This window comes from Sphingomicrobium lutaoense (genome assembly GCF_014195685.1).
GTDB classification, from domain to species: domain Bacteria; phylum Pseudomonadota; class Alphaproteobacteria; order Sphingomonadales; family Sphingomonadaceae; genus Sphingomicrobium; species Sphingomicrobium lutaoense.
Genome location: NZ_JACICF010000001.1, coordinates 1,467,375 through 1,487,612 on the forward strand (window position 1 = coordinate 1,467,375; position 20,238 = coordinate 1,487,612).

Sequence of the window (20,238 nt, forward strand, 5' to 3'; positions counted from 1 at the left end):
CAGCCGACAGGAAAGAGATTGGTCCGATGCGCTTCACCCAGCCACTGACTTCGCCACTGACTTCGCTTGCCGCCGTTGCCGCCGCGACGGCTTTCGCAATGCCTGCCCATGCTCAGGCAACCGCCGACGACGACACCGCCATCCAGGATGCCGAGGAAGGCATCGGCGCGATCGTCATTACCGCGCAGCGCCGCGAACAGGATCTGCAGGACGTGCCGATTTCGGTCGCGACCGTGGGCGACGACACGCTCGCCGCCGTCACCGCGGGCGGTGCCGACATCCGCGGACTCGCGGGCCGCGTCCCCAGCCTCAATGTCGAAAGCTCGTTCGGCCGCACCTTCCCGCGCTTCTACATCCGCGGGCTCGGCAATACCGACTTCGACCTCAACGCCTCGCAGCCGGTCAGCCTCGTCTATGACGAAGTCGTTCTGGAAAATCCGATCCTCAAGGGTTTCCCCGCCTTCGACCTCGACCGCATCGAAGTGCTGCGCGGGCCGCAAGGCACGCTCTTCGGCCGCAACACGCCTGCCGGCATCGTCAAGTTCGACACGGTCAAGCCGGGCGGCAGCGCCGACAATATCTTCCGCGCCTCGTGGGGCAGCTATAACACGATCAATGTCGAGGCCGCGGTCGGATTCGACATCGGCAACAGCGTCTCGGTTCGCGCCTCCTCGCTGTGGCAGCACCGCGACGACTGGATCGACAATGTCGACGATCTTCTCGATGACAACGACCTGGAAGGCTATGACGACATCGCCGGCCGTCTCCAGATCGCGATCGACCCCAGCGATACCTTCTCGCTTCGCCTCGTCGGCCAGCTTCGCGACCAGCGCGGCTCGGCGCGCATTTTCCGCGCCAACAGCTTCGCCACCGGTTCGAACGAGCTGATCGGCATCGACGGTGGCGATTTCGACCGCCGCGAGGTTCGTCACGACGGCGTCAACTTCCAGAATCTCGAAAGCTGGAACGTCGGCGCGCACGCCGATTACGACTTCGGTCCCGCGACGCTCTACTCGGTGACGAGCTATTGGAACGGCAACCTGCAGAGCCGCGGCGACATCGACGGCGGCTTCGGCAATGTCTTCGCCCCCGACATGGGGCCGGGCTTCATTCCCTTCTCGGCGCAGAGCCAGGACAATGTCCCGAGCCTCGACCAGTTCACGCAGGAAGTCCGCATCGCCTCGAACAATGCGCGCGGGCTCGGCTATCAGGCTGGCGTCTTCTACTTCAACGAGAAGCTCGACATCTCGAGCTTCGATTTCGGCACGCCGCAGGATCTCGAACCCTCGGCGATTGCGCTGCAGCGGCAGGAATCGGAAGCGCTGGGCATCTTCGGCTCGGTCAATTACGAATTCGACAATGGCCTCAACCTGCAGGCCGGTATCCGCTACAACCATGACGAACGCGACTTCTCGGCCTCGCGCCCCGAAGACAAGCGTCCGGGCTTCCTCGGTTTCGGCGGCCCCGTGCCGACGATGACCCGCTCGGTAGAGGATGATGTCATCACCTGGGACGTCGCCGCCAACTATGCCGCGTCGGACGATGTCAATCTCTACGCCCGCGTGGCTCGCGGCTATCGCGCTCCCTCGATCCAGGGTCGCTTGCTGTTCGGTCGCGACATCTCGATCGCCGACAGCGAAACCACCATGTCCTATGAAGCCGGCATCAAGACGGAGCTTCTCGACAACCGTGTGCGCTTCAACCTTGGTGGCTATCATTTCGTGACCGAGGACCTGCAGCTCACGGCCGTGGGCGGTGGCAACAATTTCACCACCCTCCTCAATGCCGACAAGGTGCGCGGCCAGGGCTTCGAAGCCGAGCTGACCGCCAAGCCGACCCCCGGCCTCACGCTGACGGGCGGCCTCAGCTACAATGACACCGAGATCGACAGCCCGGGCCTCGGCGTCGCGGGTTGCGGTGCGCCCTGCACGGTCAAGGACCCCGTCCTCGTCCCCGCGGTCGGCTTCAACCCCGCCATCTTCGAGATCGACGGAAACCCGCTTCCGCAGGCACCCAAGTGGACCGCCAACTGGACCGCGGGCTACGAACATCCCTGGGGCGTGGGCGATCTCTATTTCTTCACCGACTGGTACTACCGCTCGAAGATCAACTTCTTCCTCTACGAATCGGTCGAATTCTCGGACGATCACCTCATGGAAGGCGGCCTCCGCATCGGCTACCGCACCGACACCTATGACGTTGCGGCCTTCGTGCGGAACATCACCAACAATGAAAGCGCCGTCGGCGGGATTGACTTCAACAACCTCACCGGGTTCGTGAACGAGCCGCGGATCTTCGGGGTCGAAATCGGCTTCACGCTGTAAATCCCAACTTTGGGCTGCAAGAGGGCGGCGGGTGCGCTAAGCATCCGCCGCCCTTTTCATGCCGGGAGATATTATGAACGCGCGCCGTGGCCTCTATCCGCCGATCGAACCCTATGAGAGCGGACATCTCGATGTCGGCGACGGCCATCGCCTATACTATGAACGGTGCGGCACGAAGGGCGCCAAGCCCGTCGTCTTTCTCCACGGCGGTCCGGGCGGGGGCATCAGCCCCGACCACCGGCGCCAGTTCGATCCCGAGCTTTACGACATCACCCTGTTCGAGCAGCGCGGTTGCGGTCGCTCGACCCCCTTCGCCAGCCTCGAGAATAATACTACCTGGCACCTCGTCGCCGACATCGAGAAGCTGCGCGAACATTGCGGGCACGAGCGCTGGATGGTGTTCGGCGGAAGCTGGGGATCGACCCTCAGCCTTGCCTATGCCCAGACCCATCCCGACCGCGTCACCGAGCTCGTCCTGCGCGGCATCTTCCTCGGCAGCGAGCGCGAGGAAAACTGGCTCTACCGCTATGGCGCGTCCGAACTCTATCCCGAGGAATATGAGAAGTTTCTCGCTCCGCTGCCGCCCGAAGGCCGCGATGACCCGATCGGCGCCTTCCGCCAGATCCTCACCGGTGATGACGAGCGATTGAAGGTCGAGGCCGCCAAGGCCTGGAGCCGCTGGGAAGGCGTCACCGTCACGCTCCTCCCAAACGAGGAAGTGATGAACAGCTTCACCGAGGACGACCATGCGGTCGCGGTGGCGCGGATCGAGAACCATTTCTTCTCGCATCATTGCTGGCTGGAGGAAAACCAGCTGCTCGAAGGCGTCGACAAGATCCGGCATATCCCGACAATCATCGTCCAAGGTCGGCACGACTGCTGCACTCCGCCCCATGCCGCCTGGCAACTCAAGAAAGCCTGGCCCGAGGCCGAGTTGCAGATCGTTCCCGACGGCGGCCACCTGTTCAACGAGCCCGGCATCCTCGACGGGCTTGTGCGGGCCGCCGACCGCTTCGCGGGCAAGGCCGGTTGAAGCCTGTTGACCAGATGGCCCGCATGATGGCAGAGGCAGCGCGCGAAAAGTGCGCGGGTATAGTTCAACGGTAGAACACCAGCCTTCCAAGCTGGATATACGGGTTCGATTCCCGTTACCCGCTCCATCCCCGATATGCCGTGATGTGATGTCCATGCTTGGACGCACGCACCGCTTTGCCTAAGGGCATGATCCATGATTTCCGCGCTTGACCTTTTCCGCATCGGGATCGGCCCGTCGAGTTCCCACACGGTGGGCCCCATCCGCATCGTGCGCGACTTCCTCGGGCAGCTCGGCGCGGAGCAGTTCCAGCGCATCGCGCGGGTAAAGGTCGAGCTGCTGGGATCGTTGGCGCTCACCGGCGAAGGTCATGGTACACCCGATGCCTGCATCATTGGTCTCCTCGGCCACCAGCCCGAAACGATCGACTGCAAAACCGCCTATGGCGAGGTTGCCGAAGCGCGCCGCACCGGCCGCCTGCGACTGCTCGGGGAAAAGGAGATCGCCTTCGATCCCGAATGCGACATCGTCCTCAAGCGCGATATCATTCCCGCGCTTCATCCCAACGGCATGCTGCTTTCGGTGATCGATGCGAATGGCGAAGAAATCGCGAGGGGCGAATATTATTCGACCGGCGGAGGCTTCCACGCAACCGCCGATCAACTTTCGAGAACCGCCGAACGCGACCTGGTTTCGAGCGGGCGACAGGTGCCCTATCCTTTCGCCTCGGCTGCCGAACTGGTCGAGCGCTGCGAAGCCGAAGGTCTCGCCATCTGCGAACTGGTGCTCGCCAACGAGGCGGCTTACCGAAGCGAAGAGGAAACCCATGAAGGGCTCGACCTCATCGCGCGCACCATGATGGAATGCATCGATGCGGGCCTGTCGAAGGAAGGCATGCTGCCCGGCAATCTCAAGGTTCGCCGCCGCGCGCCCTCGATCTACCGCCAGCTACAAAGCGGGTCGCGCACCAACGAGCCCGAAAATCTCATGGACTGGCTCAACCTCTTCGCCATGGCGGTGAACGAGGAAAATGCCGCCGGCGGACGCGTCGTGACCGCCCCCACCAATGGCGCGGCGGGAATCATTCCGGCGGTGATGCGTCATTATTGCGCCGAGGGCAGCGAGCCGGTCGTCGCCAAGTCGCGCCGTTTCCTGCTGACCGCCGCAGGAATCGGCCTTCTCTACAAGCAGCGCGCATCGATCTCGGGTGCCGAAATGGGCTGCCAGGGCGAAGTGGGCGTGGCCTGCTCGATGGCGGCCGGCGGGCTCGCCGCGGTCTGGGGCGGCACCAACGCGCAGATTTGCGCCGCCGCCGAGATCGGCATGGAGCATAATCTGGGGCTGACCTGCGATCCTGTCGGCGGGCTGGTGCAGATCCCCTGCATCGAGCGCAATGCGATTGCCGCGGTAAAGGCCGTCAACGCCGCTCGGCTGGCGCTTCACGCCGATGAAAGCCCGCGCGTTTCGCTCGACCAGGTGATCGAGACGATGCGCCAGACCGGCCTCGACATGTCGAGCAAATATAAGGAAACCAGCCTTGGCGGACTGGCCGCCAATGTCGTTGCCTGCTGAGGCGGGGACATGGTGGCCCATTTCCTGCGGGATTGGCGGTTGACAGTCGCGGCATGGCCCGCCATTTGGCGCGCCTGCCTTGCATCTGTGGACAGGTGGCCGAGTGGTTAAAGGCAGCAGACTGTAAATCTGCCCGCGCAAGCGTACGCTGGTTCGAATCCAGCCCTGTCCACCACCATCCCTCCATTTCCCATCCGATACGCAGTCCGGAACGATTCGGTCTTGCAGTGCATGTCGTTGCGCGGTTGAAACGCTTGGCCTCCTCATCCGTTGGGGAGGTGGGTGGTAGTTTCCGGCCCGAGTTTCGCGTAGATATGTGCCCGCATGCATCATGAGCATGAGGGTAGAAGCATCGCCGATGCGTAAAGCACGGGCGATGTGGGGGCAGATGATGATTGCAAGCGTGAGACCGATGACCAGAGAAAGCGATGACCTGACGCAGCGTGTCGAGAAACTGAGCCCGGGCCAATTGGAGTGCCTGGAGCTGGTCGACGCGCACCTGTCGTCGAAGGAAATCGCCGCCGAACTCGATATTTCTCCGCACACCGTCGATCAGCGCATCCGCCAGTCCCTTCAGATCCTTGGGGTTTCTCGTCGACAGCAGGCCGCGCGCCTCGTCGCGCAGGTCCGCGCCCCATATCAACGGTTGATACATCAATCGTCGCACATTCCCGCCCCGACCGAACCCCGCCAAACCGATGAGGCGATCAGCAATCAGATTCGGCACGCTGATCGTGCAGGGAGTTCCGGTTTTGCGGGGCCTAAAACCGAGCAGGGTCACGTGAGTGGCCGGATCTCCCTGCCATTGCCGTTCGCCACGAGGAATCAACCTCGCAACGAAATGGGCGTTGGCACCCGGCTGTTGTGGATCGCCATCATCGCGATGGGTGCCACATTCTCCGCCGGGATGTATCTGGCTGGTCTGGAGAGCCTTGCGCGGCTTCTGAAAGGCTAGCTCCCGCAAGGCGCCTGCCGTTGTCTGCTTCCTCGATAATCGATTGGGCCGCGCGCTATGAAAACGCGTCCGGCTCCGAAGGAGTAGCCATGCGCAAGCAGATGATCGAAAATGCCGCTTTTGAAGTTGCCACCCAGGTTCGTGCCGTCGAAGACAGCATCGAGACCGCGCTCGCCGAAATCGCCGAGCTGCAGAGCCGCATGATCCACGCACGTTCGACCGCGCGTATCGCCACTGCGACCGGCCATGCCGCCTTCGAACATGTCGCCCAGACCGTCCAGGCACTGGTTGCCGCCCGCGGCGGAATGGCCGACGCCCACATGGTCCTCAAGGAAACCCAGCAGTCGGTTCCGGGCCTGCGCACCACCGGTTTCGGAGATGGCAGCGAATGTCCGCCCGCAGAAGGCTTTGCCGATCTGCGCGTCGTCGCCTAAACCCTTGCGCCGGGCTGCACCCCTTCGCAGCCCGGCCACCCACTTTCTCCACCTCTTAGGAATGACGGCAAGACGATGGCACCGGCACTTTTCTGGACCCTGCTGATCATCGTCGCGCTCTACGCCATGGTGCGCGGCAATGGCGAACAGAAGCTTGCCGCGACTGCCTGCGTCCTCGCCGCCATCCTCACCGTCGCGCTCGTCTCTCCCTTGAGCGAGCGATATGGCCGCGTCGAAGTCGGCGTCGCGCTGGTCGACATGGCCTTGCTTGCCGTTTTCGTCGGCATCGCCCTTCGCTCCCAGCGCTTCTGGCCGCTGTGGATCGCGGGCCTCCACCTTACCGCCAGCCTTTCGCACCTGATGAAGGCCTCGCGCCTCGACCTTTTGCCGCAGGCCTATGCCGCGGCCGAGAAATTCTGGTCCTACCCCATCCTTCTCATCATCGCGGTTGCCGTGTGGCGCTTCCGCAAGCGGATCGGGGAATCGCTGGAAAGCGACCTGTCCACCGTCTAGAGGGGCCGTCATGGCCAGCATGACCCCCATTCTCGAGGCGATCGACGAGCCTGCGCTGATCATCGAGAAGCGTCAGGTCCGTGCCGCCAACCGCGCTGCGCGCGATCTCCTCGGCCAGCGCATCGTCGGCGAGGATATCCGCCTGGTCATTCGCCACCCCAAGGTGCTCGACATGGTCGCGGCAGCACGGCGCGGCGAAGTCAATGTCGAGGGCGTCGGCCGAACCGAGCGGCCCTGGCGAGTGATCGGCGTCCCGCTCGACGATGGCGAGATGCTCATCCGCCTCGTCGATCGCGCCGCGGCCCGCGCCGCCGAGAAGATGCGCGTCGATTTCGTGGCCAACGCCAGCCATGAGTTGCGCACACCGATCGCGACCATCCTCGGCTATGCCGAAACGCTTGCCGACGAGGATGCTCCCGACGAGGAAACCCGCCGCCGCTTCGCGAGCACCATCCAGAGCGAGGCCAAGCGGATGCTCCAGATCGTCGAGGACCTGATGGGCCTGTCGCGCATCGAGGCCGACCGGTTCGTCCAGCCGCGCAGCCGTATCGACCTGTCGGCGCTGATTGCCCGGGTCATCGAACAAAATGCGCCGCTCGCACAACGGCGCGAATGCGAGATCGTCTCCCGCCTCGCCGATGACCTGCCCGAGATCCTCGGCGACGGACCCCAATTGTCGCAGCTTGCCGACAATCTAATCGCCAATGCGATCCGCTACGGATCGGGGCCCGAGGATTGTCGAATCGAGATCGCGACCGCGCTGGTTCGCGGGCGGGTGCGTCTGACCGTTCGCGACCATGGTCCGGGGATCGAGCCGCAACATCTGCCGCGTCTGACCGAGCGCTTCTACCGCGTCGATGCCGCGCGCAGCCGCGAAGGCGGAGGAACGGGCCTCGGGCTCGCCATCGTCAAGCATATCGCCGAACGGCACCGCGCTTCGCTCGACATCGCCAGCGCGCCAGGCGCAGGCACGCGCGTCACCGTCGATTTCCCCCTTCCAGACCGCGACCGCGCCGCGTCGGGAGAGCCGCTGTCATCAAACTGAAACCATAGTGTCACAAAGACCAGCGTATTCGCGGCTAGGGCGTGGCCATGGCCGAGGGGGAACCGGTCGAATCAGTGGAGAATCACATGAAGAAATCACTTTTTGCCTTGCCGCTCGCGGCCCTGGTCGCTGCATGCGGTGGCGGTAGCGGTGCTGCGGGAACCAGCGAAATCAACATCGTGGGTTCATCGACCGTCTATCCCTTCACCACCGCGGTCGCCGAACAGTTCGAGCGTGCCAATCCCGGCACTCGCGTGAAGGTCGAATCGACCGGCACGGGTTCGGGCATGAAGCTCTTCTGCGCGGGCGTCGGCCAGGAGCATCCCGACGTCGTCAACGCCTCGCGCCGCATGAAGGCGAGCGAATTCGAAATGTGCCAGCAGGCCGGCGTCACCGACATTGTCGAACTGGCGGTCGGCATCGACGGCCTCACGCTTATCCAGGCGCAGGGCGAAGCCCCGATCAACCTCACCGTCGAGGACATCTACAAGGCTCTCGCCGCCAACCCCTATGGCAAGGAACAGACCGCCCAGACCTGGGCCGACGTCAATCCGGACCTGCCCGCGATCAAGATCCGCGTGCTCGGCCCGCCGCCCACCAGCGGCACCCGCGACAGCTTCGCCGAGCTGATCCTCGAAGCGGGCTGCGACGCCAATCCCGAAATGGAAGCGCTCAAGGAAGCCGACAAGGACCAGCACAAGACCGTCTGCACCAAGATCCGCGAGGACGGTGCCTTCGTCGAGGCGGGCGAGAATGACAATCTGCTCGTCCAGAAGGTCGCGGCCGACCCCGGGACGCTCGGCGTCCTCGGCTACAGCTTCCTCGAGGAAAATGCCGACAAGGTTCAGCCGGTTTCGATCGGCGGGGTGACCCCGACCGAAGAAACCATCTCGAAGCTGGAATATCCCGGCGCGCGCAAGCTCTTCATCTATGTGAAGGGCCAGCATGCCGAGGTGAAGCCCGCGCTTCGCGAATTCGTGAAGGCCTATTCGCAGGCCTGGGACAAGGGCGGCATTCTCAACAGCCGTGGTCTCGTTCCGTTGGCGGATGCCGAACGTGCTGCATCGGCCAAGGTCGCTTCGGAAATGACGAAGCTCGACGGCGCCCAGCTGAAGTAAAAGGGAGGGCAGCGAGACCATGTCGCTGACGATCTATCTCGTTGCCATTCTCGTCGTTGCCGTTCTGGCCGGCGTCTATGCCCGAAACCGGGCGTTGACGCTGCGCCAGGGCGGTGCGCGCTTGAACAGCCTGCCCAATTATCACGCATTCTACGCGATCATCTGGACGGCGGTTCCGGCACTTCTCTTCCTTGCCATCTGGGCGCCCGTCCAGGACGGGCTGATCCAGCAGGCCGTGCTTGCCACGCCGCAAGGCCAGGCGCTTCCCGATTTCGACATCCAGCGCGCCCAGATCGTCGCCGAAGCGCGCGACATCGCCTCGGGCCGGATCAGCGCGGGCTACAACAGCCAGTCAAACGAGCTGGCGCCGATCTACGGCGCGGCCATGTCGCGCTTCTCGACCATCGGCGGGGTCATCGCGCTTCTGCTCGCGTTCGGCGGGCTCTTCTTCGCGCTTCGACGCCTCGGAGTGCAGTTCCGCGCCCGCACCGGCGTGGAGCGGTGGATCATGGGGCTGCTGGTTGCCGCGTCGCTGATCGCAATTCTCACCACGCTCGGTATCGTCCTGTCGCTGCTCTTCGAGACGCTGCGTTTCTTCCAGATGGTGTCGCCGGGCGAATTCCTGTTCGGTACGCAATGGAGCCCGCAGATGGCGATCCGTGCCGACCAGGCAGGCTCTTCGGGCGCTTTCGGCTCGATCCCGCTCTTCTGGGGCACCATCTTCATCGGCGCGATCATCGCGATGATCGTCGCGATCCCGCTCGGCCTGATGAGCGCGATCTTCCTGACCCAATATGCGCCCGCCCGGGTGCGCCAGTGGCTCAAGCCCATCCTCGAGATTCTCGCGGGCGTTCCCACGGTCGTCTACGGCTATTTCGCCGCGCTCACGGTGGCTCCGGCGGTGCGCGGCTTCGCGGTGTCGATCGGGATCGAGAGCGCCAGCAGCGAAAGCGCGCTGGCGGCGGGCCTCGTCATGGGCATCATGATCATCCCCTTCGTCTCCTCGATGGCCGACGACAGCATCGCGGCCGTGCCCCAGGCGATGAATGACGGTTCGCTGGCGCTCGGCGCGACCAAGTCGGAAACGATCAAGAAGGTCGTCCTTCCCGCCGCCCTGCCGGGCGTCGTCGGGGGCATCCTTCTCGCGGTCAGCCGCGCGATCGGCGAGACGATGATCGTGGTGATGGCCGCGGGTCTTGCTGCCAATCTCACCGCCAATCCGTTCGCCAGCGTGACCACCGTGACGACCCAGATCGTCCAGCTGCTCACCGGCGACCAGGAATTCGACAGCGCCAAGACGCTCGCCGCCTTCGCGCTGGGGCTGGTACTGTTCGTCATCACCCTTGTTCTCAACCTCTACGCCCTGCGCGTGGTCCGCAAATATCGGGAAGCGTATGAATAGCGATCTGGAACGCGCAGGCTCGGCCGAGGCCGGTGCCGCCGCCGTGTCGACGCACACGCCTGCCGCGGTCGACGGGCCCGGAAACGGTGCCAGCCGCTGGACCGACGGGTCGATGACCACCCGCGTGAAGAAGCGCTATGCCGCCGAACGGCGCTTCCGCTTCTTCGGGCTGGTCGCGGTCGGCATCTCGGTGCTGTTCCTCGCCTTCCTGCTCGTCACCATGGCGGCCAAGGGCATCGGCGGCTTCACCCGCATGGAAGCGCCGGTGACGATCGACTTCCCGGCCTCCGACGTGATCATCGACCCGCAGAGCCTCGAAGGCCCGGGCGCGCAGGGTATCGTTGCCGGCGCCAACCTGTCGGCCACCATCCGCGAAGCCGCGATCGCCCAATATGGCCCCGAGGCCGAGGAATTGTTCACCGACGGCGCCGAACGGGCGCTGGGCGACAAGCTCGTCGAGGATCCCTCGATGCTCACCCGCAAGGTGACGGTCGAACTGCCCGTTTCTTCCAAGGTCGAGATCGCCGCCAAGGACGAAGGCGATGTCGAAAGCGAGGCGCTGGTCGCACTGGTCGAGGCCAAGGGCGATCTGTCGCGCAGCTTCAACTCGACCTTCCTCACCGCTTCCGACGCGACCGACCCCAGCGCGGTGGGCGTATGGGGCGCGCTCAAGGGCAGCCTCCTCACCATCATCGTGACGATGGTGCTGGCTTTCCCGATCGGCGTCCTGTCGGCCATCTATCTCGAGGAATTCGCGCCCCGGAACCGCTGGACCGACATGGTCGAGGTCTCGATCAACAATCTGGCGGCGGTGCCTTCGATCATCTTCGGCCTGCTCGGCCTCGCGGTCTTCCTCAATTTCATGCACCTGCCGCGATCAGCCCCGATCGTCGGCGGCCTGACGCTGGCGCTGATGACCATGCCGGTGATCGTGATCGCGGGGCGCAATGCCATCAAGGCAGTGCCTCCCTCGATCCGCGACGCGGCGCTCGGCGTGGGCGCATCGAAGATGCAGGTCGTGTTCCACCATGTCCTGCCGCTCGCGCTACCCGGCATCCTGACCGGCACCATCATCGGGCTGGCACGTGCATTGGGCGAGACCGCGCCTCTGCTGCTGATCGGCATGCGCGCCTTCATCACCAGCCCGCCGCAGGGCTTCACCGATCCGGCGAGCGTGCTGCCGGTGCAGATCTTCCTCTGGTCGGACGAAGTCGATCGCGGCTTCGTCGAGAAGACCAGCGCCGCCATCATCGTCCTGCTCATCTTCATGCTATTGATGAACGGGCTCGCCATCTATCTCCGAAACCGCTTCGAACAGCGCTGGTAGGCCAAAGCTTATGAACGACATCACCACCACCAAGGCCGAGAAGGTCGACACCGCTCCCGATCCCTTGCCGGTCGCCGAAGTGGACCAGGGCCGCAAACCCAAGATGCGCGCCCAGCACGTCAACGTCTTCTATGGCGAGAAGCAGGCGATCAACGACGTCTCGATCAACATCTTCGATGACAAGGTGACGGCCTTCATCGGCCCGTCGGGCTGCGGCAAGTCGACTTTCCTGCGCACCCTCAACCGCATGAACGACACCATCCCCTCCGCGCGCGTCACCGGCCATATCGAACTGGACGGCGAGGATATCCATGCGCCGGCGATGGACGTGGTGCAGCTGCGTGCCCGGGTCGGCATGGTCTTCCAGAAGCCCAATCCCTTCCCCAAGTCGATCTACGAGAATATCGCCTACGGCCCGCGCATTCACGGCCTCACCTCGAGCAAGTCGGAGATGGACCAGATCGTCGAAAGCTCGCTGCGCCGTGCAGGCCTGTGGGACGAAGTGAAGGACCGGCTCGACGAAAGCGGCACCGCTTTGTCTGGGGGCCAGCAGCAGCGCCTGTGCATCGCCCGCGCCATCGCGGTCGATCCCGAGGTCATCCTGATGGACGAACCTTGCTCGGCGCTCGATCCTATCGCCACCGCGAAGATCGAGGAACTGATCCACGAACTGCGCGGCCGCTACGCGATCGCGATCGTCACCCACAATATGCAGCAGGCGGCACGCGTGTCGCAGCGCACGGCTTTCTTCCACCTCGGCGAGCTCGTCGAATATGGAAAGACCAGCGAGATTTTCACCAATCCCAAGGCCAAGCGCACGCAGGATTACATCACCGGCCGCTACGGCTGATCGGAGACGGACATGAACGAAGAGACCACGGGCCATACGCTCAAGGCATTTGATGACGATCTCAACCGGCTGCGCGCGCTCATCAGCCAGATGGGCGGGCTGGCCGAACATGCCATCCGCGAAGCGATCCGCTGCCTCCAGACGCGCGATCTCGATGCCGCCAAGGAAGTGATCGCCAACGACGCCAAGCTCGACGCCCTCGAAATCGAGACCGAGAAGCGCGCGATCCAGGTCATTGCCCTGCGCGCCCCGATGGCGGGCGACCTTCGCGATGTCGTCGCCGCGCTCAAGATCTCGGCGGTGGTCGAACGGATCGGCGACTATGCGAAGAATATCGCCAAGCGCATTCCCAAGCTCGAAGCGAGCCGTGACATCGAGCCTCTGTCGCTCATGCCCGAAATGGCGCGCATCGCCACCGAGATGGTGCATGACGTGCTGAACGCCTTCGTCGAGCGCGATGCCGAAGCCGCGATGCGCGTCTATGAACGCGACCAGGCGGTCGACGATTTCTACAATTCGATCTTCCGCACGCTGCTCACCCACATGATGGAAAATCAGCACAATATCGGCCAGGCCGCGCATCTCCTGTTCATCGCCAAGAATATCGAGCGCGTGGGCGATCATGCCACCAACATCGCCGAGATGGTCTATTATGCCGCCACCGGCGAGCATCTGCCCGACCGCATCGCCAAGGTCGAGGAAGGCGAGGCCGATAATTGATGGCGGGCGCGGCCGAACCCACCACGATGCAGCGGGCCAGCGTGCTCCTTGTCGAGGATGATCGGCCGCTCGCCGACCTCATCAGCTACCATTTCGAAAAGGCGGGCTATGAGGTCACCCGTACCGGCGACGGCGAGGAAGCGCTCATTCTGGTCGAGGAAATTGATCCCGACCTCATCCTGCTCGACTGGATGATCGAGGGCATCAGCGGCATCGAAGTCTGCCGCCGCCTCCGCCGCAAGAGCGCGACCGCTAACAAGCCGATCATCATGCTAACCGCGCGGGGCGAGGAAGACGACCGCATCCGCGGCCTCGAAACCGGCGCTGACGATTATATCACCAAGCCCTTCAGCCCGAAGGAACTGGTCGCCCGCGCGGGCGCGGTGCTGCGCCGCGTGCGCCCTGCCCTTGCCGCCGAACAGATCGACTATGGCGGGGTGGAGATGGACCTTGCCGCGCACCGGGTGACGCGCGACGGCAAGCCCATCCAGCTCGGTCCCACCGAATATCGGCTGCTCCGCCATTTCCTCGAAAATCCGGGCCGCGTCTTCTCGCGCCAACAACTCCTCGAGAATGTCTGGCCGCACAGCGAGGATATCGAGCTACGTACTGTCGACGTCCACATCCGCCGCCTGCGCATGGCGCTCGGCGAACATGGCGGGCCGGATCTCATTCGCACCGTGCGTAGCGCGGGCTATGCGCTCGATGCCGAGAAAGTCGGCTAGCCATGCCGCGCAAGTCCATCGGCGAATATGAGATTTCGCAAATCTATCCGCTCTACATCGAAAAGGTCGAGAAGAAGGGCCAGACGAAAGAGGATCTCGATCGCGTCATCAAATGGCTGACGGGCCATGATGACGCTGGGCTGGCAAGGCAGATCGAAAGCTCGGTGACGCTCGAAACCTTCTTCGACGAAGCGCCGCAGATCCATGAAAATGCCGATCAGGTCAAAGGCGTCATCTGCGGGATCCGCGTCGAGGAAATCGAGGATCCGCTGGTGCGCAATATCCGGCGGCTCGACAAATTGGTCGATGAACTTGCAAGGGGCAAGGCGCTCGATAAGATCTTGCGCTGACGGCGGAAAGCAAAAGCGGCCTGCCATCGCTAGACTCGCACGCGGGCGCCCACTAAGCCGCCACCATGGCTCGCAAACGCAAGAACAAGAGCGGGGGCAACCCCAACCGTCCCCGTTTCTGGGGCAAGCATGCTGTCGCCGCAGCGCTGGATAATCCCGACCGCACCGTCCTCAAGGCCTGGGCGACGCGCGAGGCCGCGAACTTCATGCAATTCCCGCCCGAGGTGCAGGTGGTGATGGCCGAAGCGCCCGATCTCGGCCGCCTCGTTCCCGCCGACGCACCGCATCAGGGCGTGGTGATCGAATGCGAACCGCTCGAGGATATCTGGCTCGGCGACGTGCTTGCCGATGCGCTGGAAAAGGCGGTGATCCTCGTCCTCGACCAGGTCACCGATCCGCATAATGTCGGCGCCATCCTGCGCTCGGCGGCGGCCTTTGATGCCGTCGCCATCGTCACGCAGGACCGCCATGCCCCACCCGAAGGCGGCGTGCTGGCCAAGGCTGCGTCGGGCGCGCTTGAAACAGTTCCCTGGGTGCGCGTCGTCAACCTGTCGCGCGCGCTCGATGAAATGGCCGAAGCGGGCTTCTGGCGGATCGGGCTGGCGGGCGAAGCCGACACGACGCTTGCCGAGGCGCTCGGTCCCGACCGGGTCGCACTGGTGCTCGGCGCCGAAGGGCCGGGAATGCGCGCCAATGTGCGCGACCATTGCGATGCCCTCGCCAGGCTGCCGATCAGCGAGCGGATGGAAAGCCTCAATGTCTCCAACGCCGCCGCGATCAGTCTTTATGCGGCAAGCATCGCCTGATGGTCGCGACGCAAAAGAGCCTCGATACCAGCCTCGATGCGTTGGTCGGGATCGAACCGCGCTTCGCCGCCGCGCTCGAACAGCATGGCAGGCCTGAGCCGCGCCTGCGGCCCACGGGCGCCGCGACCCTGCTCCGCACCATCGTCGGGCAGCAGGTCAGCGTCGCCGCCGCCAATTCGATGTGGGCGAAGCTCACGCAGCGTTTCGGGACCGACCCCGATCTCGAAGCGATGAGCAAGGCAAGCGACGAGGAAATGCGCGCGGCGGGCCTGTCACGCCAGAAGGCCGGCTATGCCCGCAGCCTCGCCGGGCTCGTCCATACGGGCGAACTCGACCTCACCCACCTGCCCGAGGACGACGAGGAAGCCATCGAGGCGCTGACCCGGATCAAGGGCATCGGTCGCTGGTCGGCCGAGATCTATCTCCTGTTCGCCGAGGGTCGCCCCGACGCCTTTCCTGCTGGCGATTTAGCCGTGCAGAAGGAAATCGGGCGGATGCTGGGGCATGAGGAACGCCCTGCCGAAAATTTGCTGCGCGAATGGGCGCTGCCCTGGTCACCGCATCGGGGCGCCGCGGCGATCCTTGCCTGGCACAGCTATAACGCTCCGCCGCTCGACTGAGATCTAGGCCTTCTTCGCCATCAGATCGCGCCAGCTGCGCGGCCCGAGATCGGCGCGCATCGGAGCCAGCTTGTCGCCTTCACGGGGCTTGCGCCCGATGACGAAGCGCGCGGGCTTGCCCCGCCCGTGGCGATGACGCGGGAGCAGGACCAGCGTCGGCATGATGAGCTGCCGTCCTTCGAGCGGAATGACCGTCATCTGCGCGATCGGCAGGCGAATCGTCCCGCGTAGCTGCGCCTGCCCATGGCTGTTGAGCATCTGCAGCGCGACCTTCCCCTCGGCGGGAGGATGGGCGATGAATTCGGCGATCTTCTGTTCCTGCTGCGGCCCCGCCATCACCATCGCGCTGTCGATCCCGATATCGAGCGCGGGACCGGTGCCTCGATTGGCCATGGTCACCGCATAATCGATGCTGAACTCTTCCTCGGTCAATGCCGCGCGTAGCGGCGTAAGGTCGAGCAGTAGGTCGGGCGCCTGCTTGATACCGACGAAGCCCTCGCTCGACGGCGCGGGCGGCGGAGGCGGCGCGGGGGCAGGAGCGGCAGGCGCGGGTTCGCGAGCGGCCGCGGGTTTGGAACTCCCCGTATCACTGGAGGACGCGCGCTGGAGCGGCACCGGCGCTTCGGTGGGACCGGCGGCGGGAACGGGCCGACGCGACCGGAAGATCGCATAGCCGATCAACAGAGCGAGCAGCCCCACGATCGCCCACATCCAGCTTGGCGGCCCCTGGTCCTGCGGAACACCCGGCAGATCGACCCGCGCGGGCGGAGGCAGCACCGGCGCGCTCGTGGCGGGCGCAGGCGCCGTTTCGGTCATGATTTCGGTCGGGGGCGCAGGTGTGGCCGTCGCGGGCGCGGCATCGGGGCGCGGTCCTGATTCGACGGCGGGCGGTTCGGGCATGCGCGTGGGCGTGACCGGCGGCGCCTGACGCGGGGCAGGCTGCACCGGTGGGGGAACGGGCTGCGAGGCCCGCGGCTGTGGCGCGGGCTCACGCGGCGCAGGTGGCGGCGGGCTCTGCCGCTCGCCACCCAGGTTGAAATCGCGCAGGCTTTCAGGCCCGACCGCGTCGGGACGCAGGTCGACCTCGCCCGGCGGCAGGGCTTCATAATTGCCCGGCGGCGTCGCCACCGCGCCTTGCGCAGCCAATGCAGCCAGCCAGAGGGCCGTCATTCCGATTTTCCCACCCCGAATCATGTCAGCGACCCGAATAGCAGGATGCGGCCGGGGTCAAGCCAGTTGCGGCCTATCGTGCATCCACGAGCACCAGTTCCACATCTTCCATTGCGTGGATCTGAATGGCGCTCTCCCCGTGGATCGCCACGCCGTCACGCGCGCCCGCCTCGACCCCGTTCACCTCGATACGGCCTGAGGGAACAAGATAATAATGACGCGCCGGATCGGCGGCATGCTCGATCGTGCCGCCCTTAACGATCGTGGCGCCATAGACGCGCGCATCGGCATGGATGTCGAGCGCCCCGTCACTCCGCTCCCCGCTAGCAAGCAATTGCAGGCTATCCTGCCGCGCTTCCTTGGGAAAAGGCTTCATTCCCCATGACGGCGCGACGCCCGGACGATCGGTCTCGATCCAGATCTGGAACAGCGTGGTTTCCACGTCCTCGCGATTATATTCGGCATGGATGACGCCGCTTCCCGCGCTCATTACCTGGACATCGCCTGCCTTGGTCCGCCCCTTGTTGCCCAGCGAATCCTCATGGCTGATCGCGCCGCTGCGGACATAGGTGATGATTTCCATGTCGCGGTGCGGGTGCGGCGGAAAACCGCTGTGCGGAGCGATGCGGTCGTCGTTCCACACGCGGATCGCGCCCCAGCCCATGCGCGCGGGGTCATGATAGCCGCCAAAGCTGAAATGGTGGCGGGCATCGAGCCAGCCATGACGGGCATGGCCCAGCGAAGCAAAAGGTCGGATGTCGATCATGGTCCGATATTTCGCCCGCTTTTTAGCGGGTTCAAGTGGCGCCGATGTGCCTTGCCCTCATCCATGTGCCTTCAGCTGCCGGGCATAATCGGCGGCCTTGCGCGCATAAAGTGCCGCCGAGGCGCGCAGCATCTCGACCTGCTCCTCGTCCAGCGTGCGCAGCACTCGCGCAGGCGTGCCCACGATCAGGCTGCGGGGCGCAAACTCCTTCCCTTCGGTCACCAGCGCGCCTGCCCCGACGATCGACTGGCTCCCGATCACCGCGCCATTGAGGATGCGCGCACCCATGCCGATCAGCGCCTCGTCCTCGACCGTGCAGCCATGGAGGATCGCCTGGTGCCCGACCGTGACCCGCTTGCCGATGATGAGCGGCGCATCGGGGTCCGAATGGCCGATCGCCCCATCCTGGAAATTACTTTCCTCGCCCAGGATGATGGGCGTGTTGTCGGCGCGGATCACCGCTCCGAACCATACGCTCGACCGGGCGTGGAGACGCACGTCGCCGATGAGATCGGCACTGGGAGCGGCCCATGCCGTAGCGTCAATCGAAGGCGAAAGCTCGCCAAGCGAATAGATTGTCATGATTCGTTTCTAGCGAGTCGCACGAGGAGCGTCGACGCCGTGATAAAGCGGACTTTCTGTCGCAACGGCGCAACAGTTTATCCCGACTTGTCAGAGCGTTCGAAGCGGCCTGCCAGCTCTTCGACGGGATTGGCCCGCCATGGGGCAAAACGGGTAACGGGATGCCGCCGGGGACGATGCTGCACCTGCTAACTGCCGAAAAACTAACATAAATTGCGTGCTTGGGGACAATCGGGCGGCAGGGGGAGAGCCGGTTTACCTGTTGCTAAATCGACAATCTTTTCCCCGAAATTCACCGTTTTTTAAGGTCGATGCAACTCTATGTCCGTCCGTGAGTTAGGGTTGCTCCGTGTAATGCCTTATGTTAGGCGGCTGAGAACTCGAAGAAGAGGGGTTTTAGTAATGATTGTGAAAAAGACGCTTTGCGCTGCTGCTGCGGCTGCACTGATCGCTGCTCCGATGACGGCTGCTGGCGCTGCCACGCGACCGGCTGCGGCTGTGCCGACGATGACCACTTCGGCAACCACTGCTATCGATGATGATGGCAGCTATGGCTGGGATGCCGGCACCTTGGTCGTTGGCGCGATTGCGGCTGGCCTGTTCATTTGGGGCATTATCACCCTGCTTGACGACGAAGAGGAAGAAACTCTTCCGGTGAGCTTGGGCTAAGCCTGGCTAGTTGTGTTTGGGAGAAGAGTAGTGAAAAAAGCAGTCCTAAGTTTCGCGGTTTTGAGCCTTTTGGCGACGCCAGTCAGTGCCGCCTCGGTTCGCCCGGCTGCTGCCATTCCTTCAGCGACCACTTCGATGGTCGGCTTGCAGGAGGATAACGAAGACACCTCGGATGACCGTGCGTTTATCTTCGCTTCTATGATGGTGGGGCTTGCTTTAATTGCTGCGATTGTCCTCGACAGCGACGACGACGATGTAGGCGTGATTCCGCCTGTACCTGTACCTGTTAGCGGTGGCTGATCGTTTTCATCGACAGAATTGGGGGCCGGGAAACCTATGGTTTCCCGGCCTTTTTTCTTTGCGCTTGATGCGATTGCGCCCAATCTCCTAATGTCCTGGCACATCGCCGCTGCCTGCCATTCAGGCGGAGGCCATCATCCAGGCGATATGGATCGCCCATAATTTCGGACTGGAGTATTCCATTGTTCAAACATGCGTCTTTCCTGATCGCCGCGGCCGCACTTGCCGGCTGCGCCAGCTCCGTCGGCCTTGATGAAGGTTCGACCGCCGTCGCGGTCGCGGACAAGCTTCCTCCGCCCGATCCCGATGCGCTGACTCGCAATTTCGCCGACTATCGCATCGGCGCCAATGACGAGATCGAGATCGCCGTGTTCGGCGTCGAGGAAATGACCCGCAAGGGCACCGTCGATTCGGCGGGCTATTTCTCCATGCCGCTCGCGGGGGCGGTGCTCGCCGGCGGCAAGACCCCCGAGGAACTTGCCAAGACGGTCGAGGACAAGCTGCGCGGTCGCTATCTCAAGGACCCGCAGGTCTCGGTGAGCATCATCGAGGCGCGCGCCAACACTGTCACCGTCGATGGCGCGGTGCGCCAGCCGGGCATTTATCCCATCGTCGGCACGCTGACGCTCCAGCAGGCCGTCGCGATGGCCCGCGGCGCCGATGAAACCGCCAGCCTCAGCCGGGTGATCGTGTTCCGCCAGGCGGGCGGCCAGAAGATGGCCGCGATGTTCGACCTCAAGGACATCCGTTCGGGCAAGTTCGAGGATCCGGTAGTCTTCGCCAATGATATCGTCGTCGTCGGTGAAAGCGCGACTCGCCGCTTCCTGCGCGATCTTCGTACCACCATCCCCACCCTCGGGCAGTTCACCCCCGTCCTCTGACGAGGCGCGTCAAACTGGCAAAGGAAAAGGCCGGGTCACCCCCGGCCTTTTTCGGTTTATCGGCCTTGCCTCGGCT

22 protein-coding genes and 2 tRNA genes are annotated in these 20,238 nt (G+C 64.1%); 21 read left to right on the forward strand and 3 right to left on the reverse strand.

Annotation, left to right across the window (positions count from 1 at the left end):
• Window positions 1-26 precede the first annotated feature (26 nt).
• From FHS50_RS07375 to FHS50_RS07460, 18 genes are all read left to right on the forward strand, one after another.
• Window positions 27-2,324, forward strand: a complete 2,298-nt coding sequence (locus FHS50_RS07375) for a TonB-dependent receptor (RefSeq protein ID WP_183933684.1) — start codon at window positions 27-29, stop codon at window positions 2,322-2,324.
• Between the two features lie 73 nt (window positions 2,325-2,397).
• A complete protein-coding gene (gene pip, locus FHS50_RS07380; protein ID WP_183933685.1) occupies window positions 2,398-3,357 on the forward strand; it encodes a prolyl aminopeptidase in 960 nt (319 codons plus the stop codon).
• 53 nt (window positions 3,358-3,410) lie between these two features.
• Window positions 3,411-3,484 (forward strand) — tRNA-Gly (locus tag FHS50_RS07385).
• Between the two features lie 68 nt (window positions 3,485-3,552).
• Window positions 3,553-4,929, forward strand: a complete 1,377-nt coding sequence (locus tag FHS50_RS07390; RefSeq protein ID WP_183933686.1) for an L-serine ammonia-lyase — start codon at window positions 3,553-3,555, stop codon at window positions 4,927-4,929.
• Window positions 4,930-5,018: 89 nt separating this feature from the next.
• Window positions 5,019-5,104 (forward strand) — tRNA-Tyr (locus FHS50_RS07395).
• Between the two features lie 237 nt (window positions 5,105-5,341).
• Window positions 5,342-5,884, forward strand: a complete 543-nt coding sequence (locus FHS50_RS07400) for a helix-turn-helix domain-containing protein (RefSeq protein WP_183933687.1) — start codon at window positions 5,342-5,344, stop codon at window positions 5,882-5,884.
• Between the two features lie 89 nt (window positions 5,885-5,973).
• A complete protein-coding gene (locus tag FHS50_RS07405) occupies window positions 5,974-6,318 on the forward strand; it encodes a hypothetical protein (protein ID WP_183933688.1) in 345 nt (114 codons plus the stop codon).
• Window positions 6,319-6,393: 75 nt separating this feature from the next.
• Window positions 6,394-6,831, forward strand: coding sequence for a hypothetical protein (locus FHS50_RS07410; RefSeq protein WP_183933689.1), 438 nt, complete (start codon window positions 6,394-6,396; stop codon window positions 6,829-6,831).
• Between the two features lie 10 nt (window positions 6,832-6,841).
• The gene (locus FHS50_RS07415) at window positions 6,842-7,876 is read left to right on the forward strand and encodes an ATP-binding protein (protein ID WP_183933690.1); all 1,035 of its coding nucleotides are present in this window, start codon (window positions 6,842-6,844) and stop codon (window positions 7,874-7,876) included.
• 86 nt (window positions 7,877-7,962) lie between these two features.
• Window positions 7,963-8,994: a substrate-binding domain-containing protein gene (locus FHS50_RS07420; RefSeq protein WP_183933691.1), complete on the forward strand. Its 1,032-nt coding sequence runs from the start codon at window positions 7,963-7,965 to the stop codon at window positions 8,992-8,994.
• Between the two features lie 19 nt (window positions 8,995-9,013).
• Complete coding sequence (gene pstC / locus FHS50_RS07425; RefSeq protein WP_183933692.1) at window positions 9,014-10,396, forward strand: phosphate ABC transporter permease subunit PstC; 1,383 nt, start codon at window positions 9,014-9,016, stop codon at window positions 10,394-10,396.
• A 112-nt stretch (window positions 10,397-10,508) separates the two neighbouring features.
• A complete protein-coding gene (gene pstA / locus FHS50_RS07430) occupies window positions 10,509-11,723 on the forward strand; it encodes a phosphate ABC transporter permease PstA (protein WP_183933941.1) in 1,215 nt (404 codons plus the stop codon).
• 103 nt (window positions 11,724-11,826) lie between these two features.
• Complete coding sequence (gene pstB, locus FHS50_RS07435; RefSeq protein ID WP_221184910.1) at window positions 11,827-12,573, forward strand: phosphate ABC transporter ATP-binding protein PstB; 747 nt, start codon at window positions 11,827-11,829, stop codon at window positions 12,571-12,573.
• A 12-nt stretch (window positions 12,574-12,585) separates the two neighbouring features.
• A complete protein-coding gene (phoU, locus tag FHS50_RS07440) occupies window positions 12,586-13,293 on the forward strand; it encodes a phosphate signaling complex protein PhoU (protein WP_183933694.1) in 708 nt (235 codons plus the stop codon).
• A 26-nt stretch (window positions 13,294-13,319) separates the two neighbouring features.
• The gene (gene phoB, locus FHS50_RS07445; RefSeq protein WP_183933942.1) at window positions 13,320-14,018 is read left to right on the forward strand and encodes a phosphate regulon transcriptional regulator PhoB; all 699 of its coding nucleotides are present in this window, start codon (window positions 13,320-13,322) and stop codon (window positions 14,016-14,018) included.
• A 2-nt stretch (window positions 14,019-14,020) separates the two neighbouring features.
• Window positions 14,021-14,368, forward strand: a complete 348-nt coding sequence (locus FHS50_RS07450) for a DUF2200 domain-containing protein (protein ID WP_183933695.1) — start codon at window positions 14,021-14,023, stop codon at window positions 14,366-14,368.
• Window positions 14,369-14,433: 65 nt separating this feature from the next.
• On the forward strand, window positions 14,434-15,174 hold the full coding sequence (rlmB, locus tag FHS50_RS07455) for a 23S rRNA (guanosine(2251)-2'-O)-methyltransferase RlmB (RefSeq protein ID WP_183933696.1): 741 nt from the start codon (window positions 14,434-14,436) through the stop codon (window positions 15,172-15,174).
• Complete coding sequence (locus FHS50_RS07460; protein WP_183933697.1) at window positions 15,174-15,794, forward strand: DNA-3-methyladenine glycosylase family protein; 621 nt, start codon at window positions 15,174-15,176, stop codon at window positions 15,792-15,794. The genes rlmB and FHS50_RS07460 overlap by 1 nt, the downstream gene beginning before the upstream one ends.
• Before the next feature lie 3 nt (window positions 15,795-15,797).
• Here FHS50_RS07460 and FHS50_RS07465 read toward each other — a convergent pair whose 3' ends face one another.
• The 3 genes from FHS50_RS07465 to FHS50_RS07475 form a co-directional block, all read right to left on the reverse strand.
• Window positions 15,798-16,964: a hypothetical protein gene (locus tag FHS50_RS07465; RefSeq protein WP_183933698.1), complete on the reverse strand. Its 1,167-nt coding sequence runs from the start codon at window positions 16,962-16,964 to the stop codon at window positions 15,798-15,800.
• Window positions 16,965-17,037: 73 nt separating this feature from the next.
• Window positions 17,038-17,730 carry a pirin family protein gene (locus FHS50_RS07470; RefSeq protein WP_183933699.1) on the reverse strand — a complete coding sequence of 231 codons (693 nt, stop codon included), beginning with the start codon at window positions 17,728-17,730 and terminating at the stop codon, window positions 17,038-17,040.
• 57 nt (window positions 17,731-17,787) lie between these two features.
• Entirely contained in the window at window positions 17,788-18,312 is a 525-nt protein-coding gene (locus FHS50_RS07475) for a gamma carbonic anhydrase family protein (protein WP_183933700.1), read from the reverse strand.
• A 402-nt stretch (window positions 18,313-18,714) separates the two neighbouring features.
• Here FHS50_RS07475 and FHS50_RS07480 point away from each other — a divergent pair, with 402 nt between their 5' ends.
• The 3 genes from FHS50_RS07480 to FHS50_RS07490 all read left to right on the forward strand — a co-directional run bounded on the left by FHS50_RS07480 (window position 18,715) and on the right by FHS50_RS07490 (window position 20,162).
• A complete protein-coding gene (locus FHS50_RS07480; protein WP_183933701.1) occupies window positions 18,715-18,981 on the forward strand; it encodes a hypothetical protein in 267 nt (88 codons plus the stop codon).
• Between the two features lie 30 nt (window positions 18,982-19,011).
• Window positions 19,012-19,281, forward strand: coding sequence for a hypothetical protein (locus tag FHS50_RS07485; protein WP_183933702.1), 270 nt, complete (start codon window positions 19,012-19,014; stop codon window positions 19,279-19,281).
• Between the two features lie 182 nt (window positions 19,282-19,463).
• Window positions 19,464-20,162 carry a polysaccharide biosynthesis/export family protein gene (locus tag FHS50_RS07490; RefSeq protein ID WP_183933703.1) on the forward strand — a complete coding sequence of 233 codons (699 nt, stop codon included), beginning with the start codon at window positions 19,464-19,466 and terminating at the stop codon, window positions 20,160-20,162.
• Window positions 20,163-20,238 lie beyond the last annotated feature (76 nt).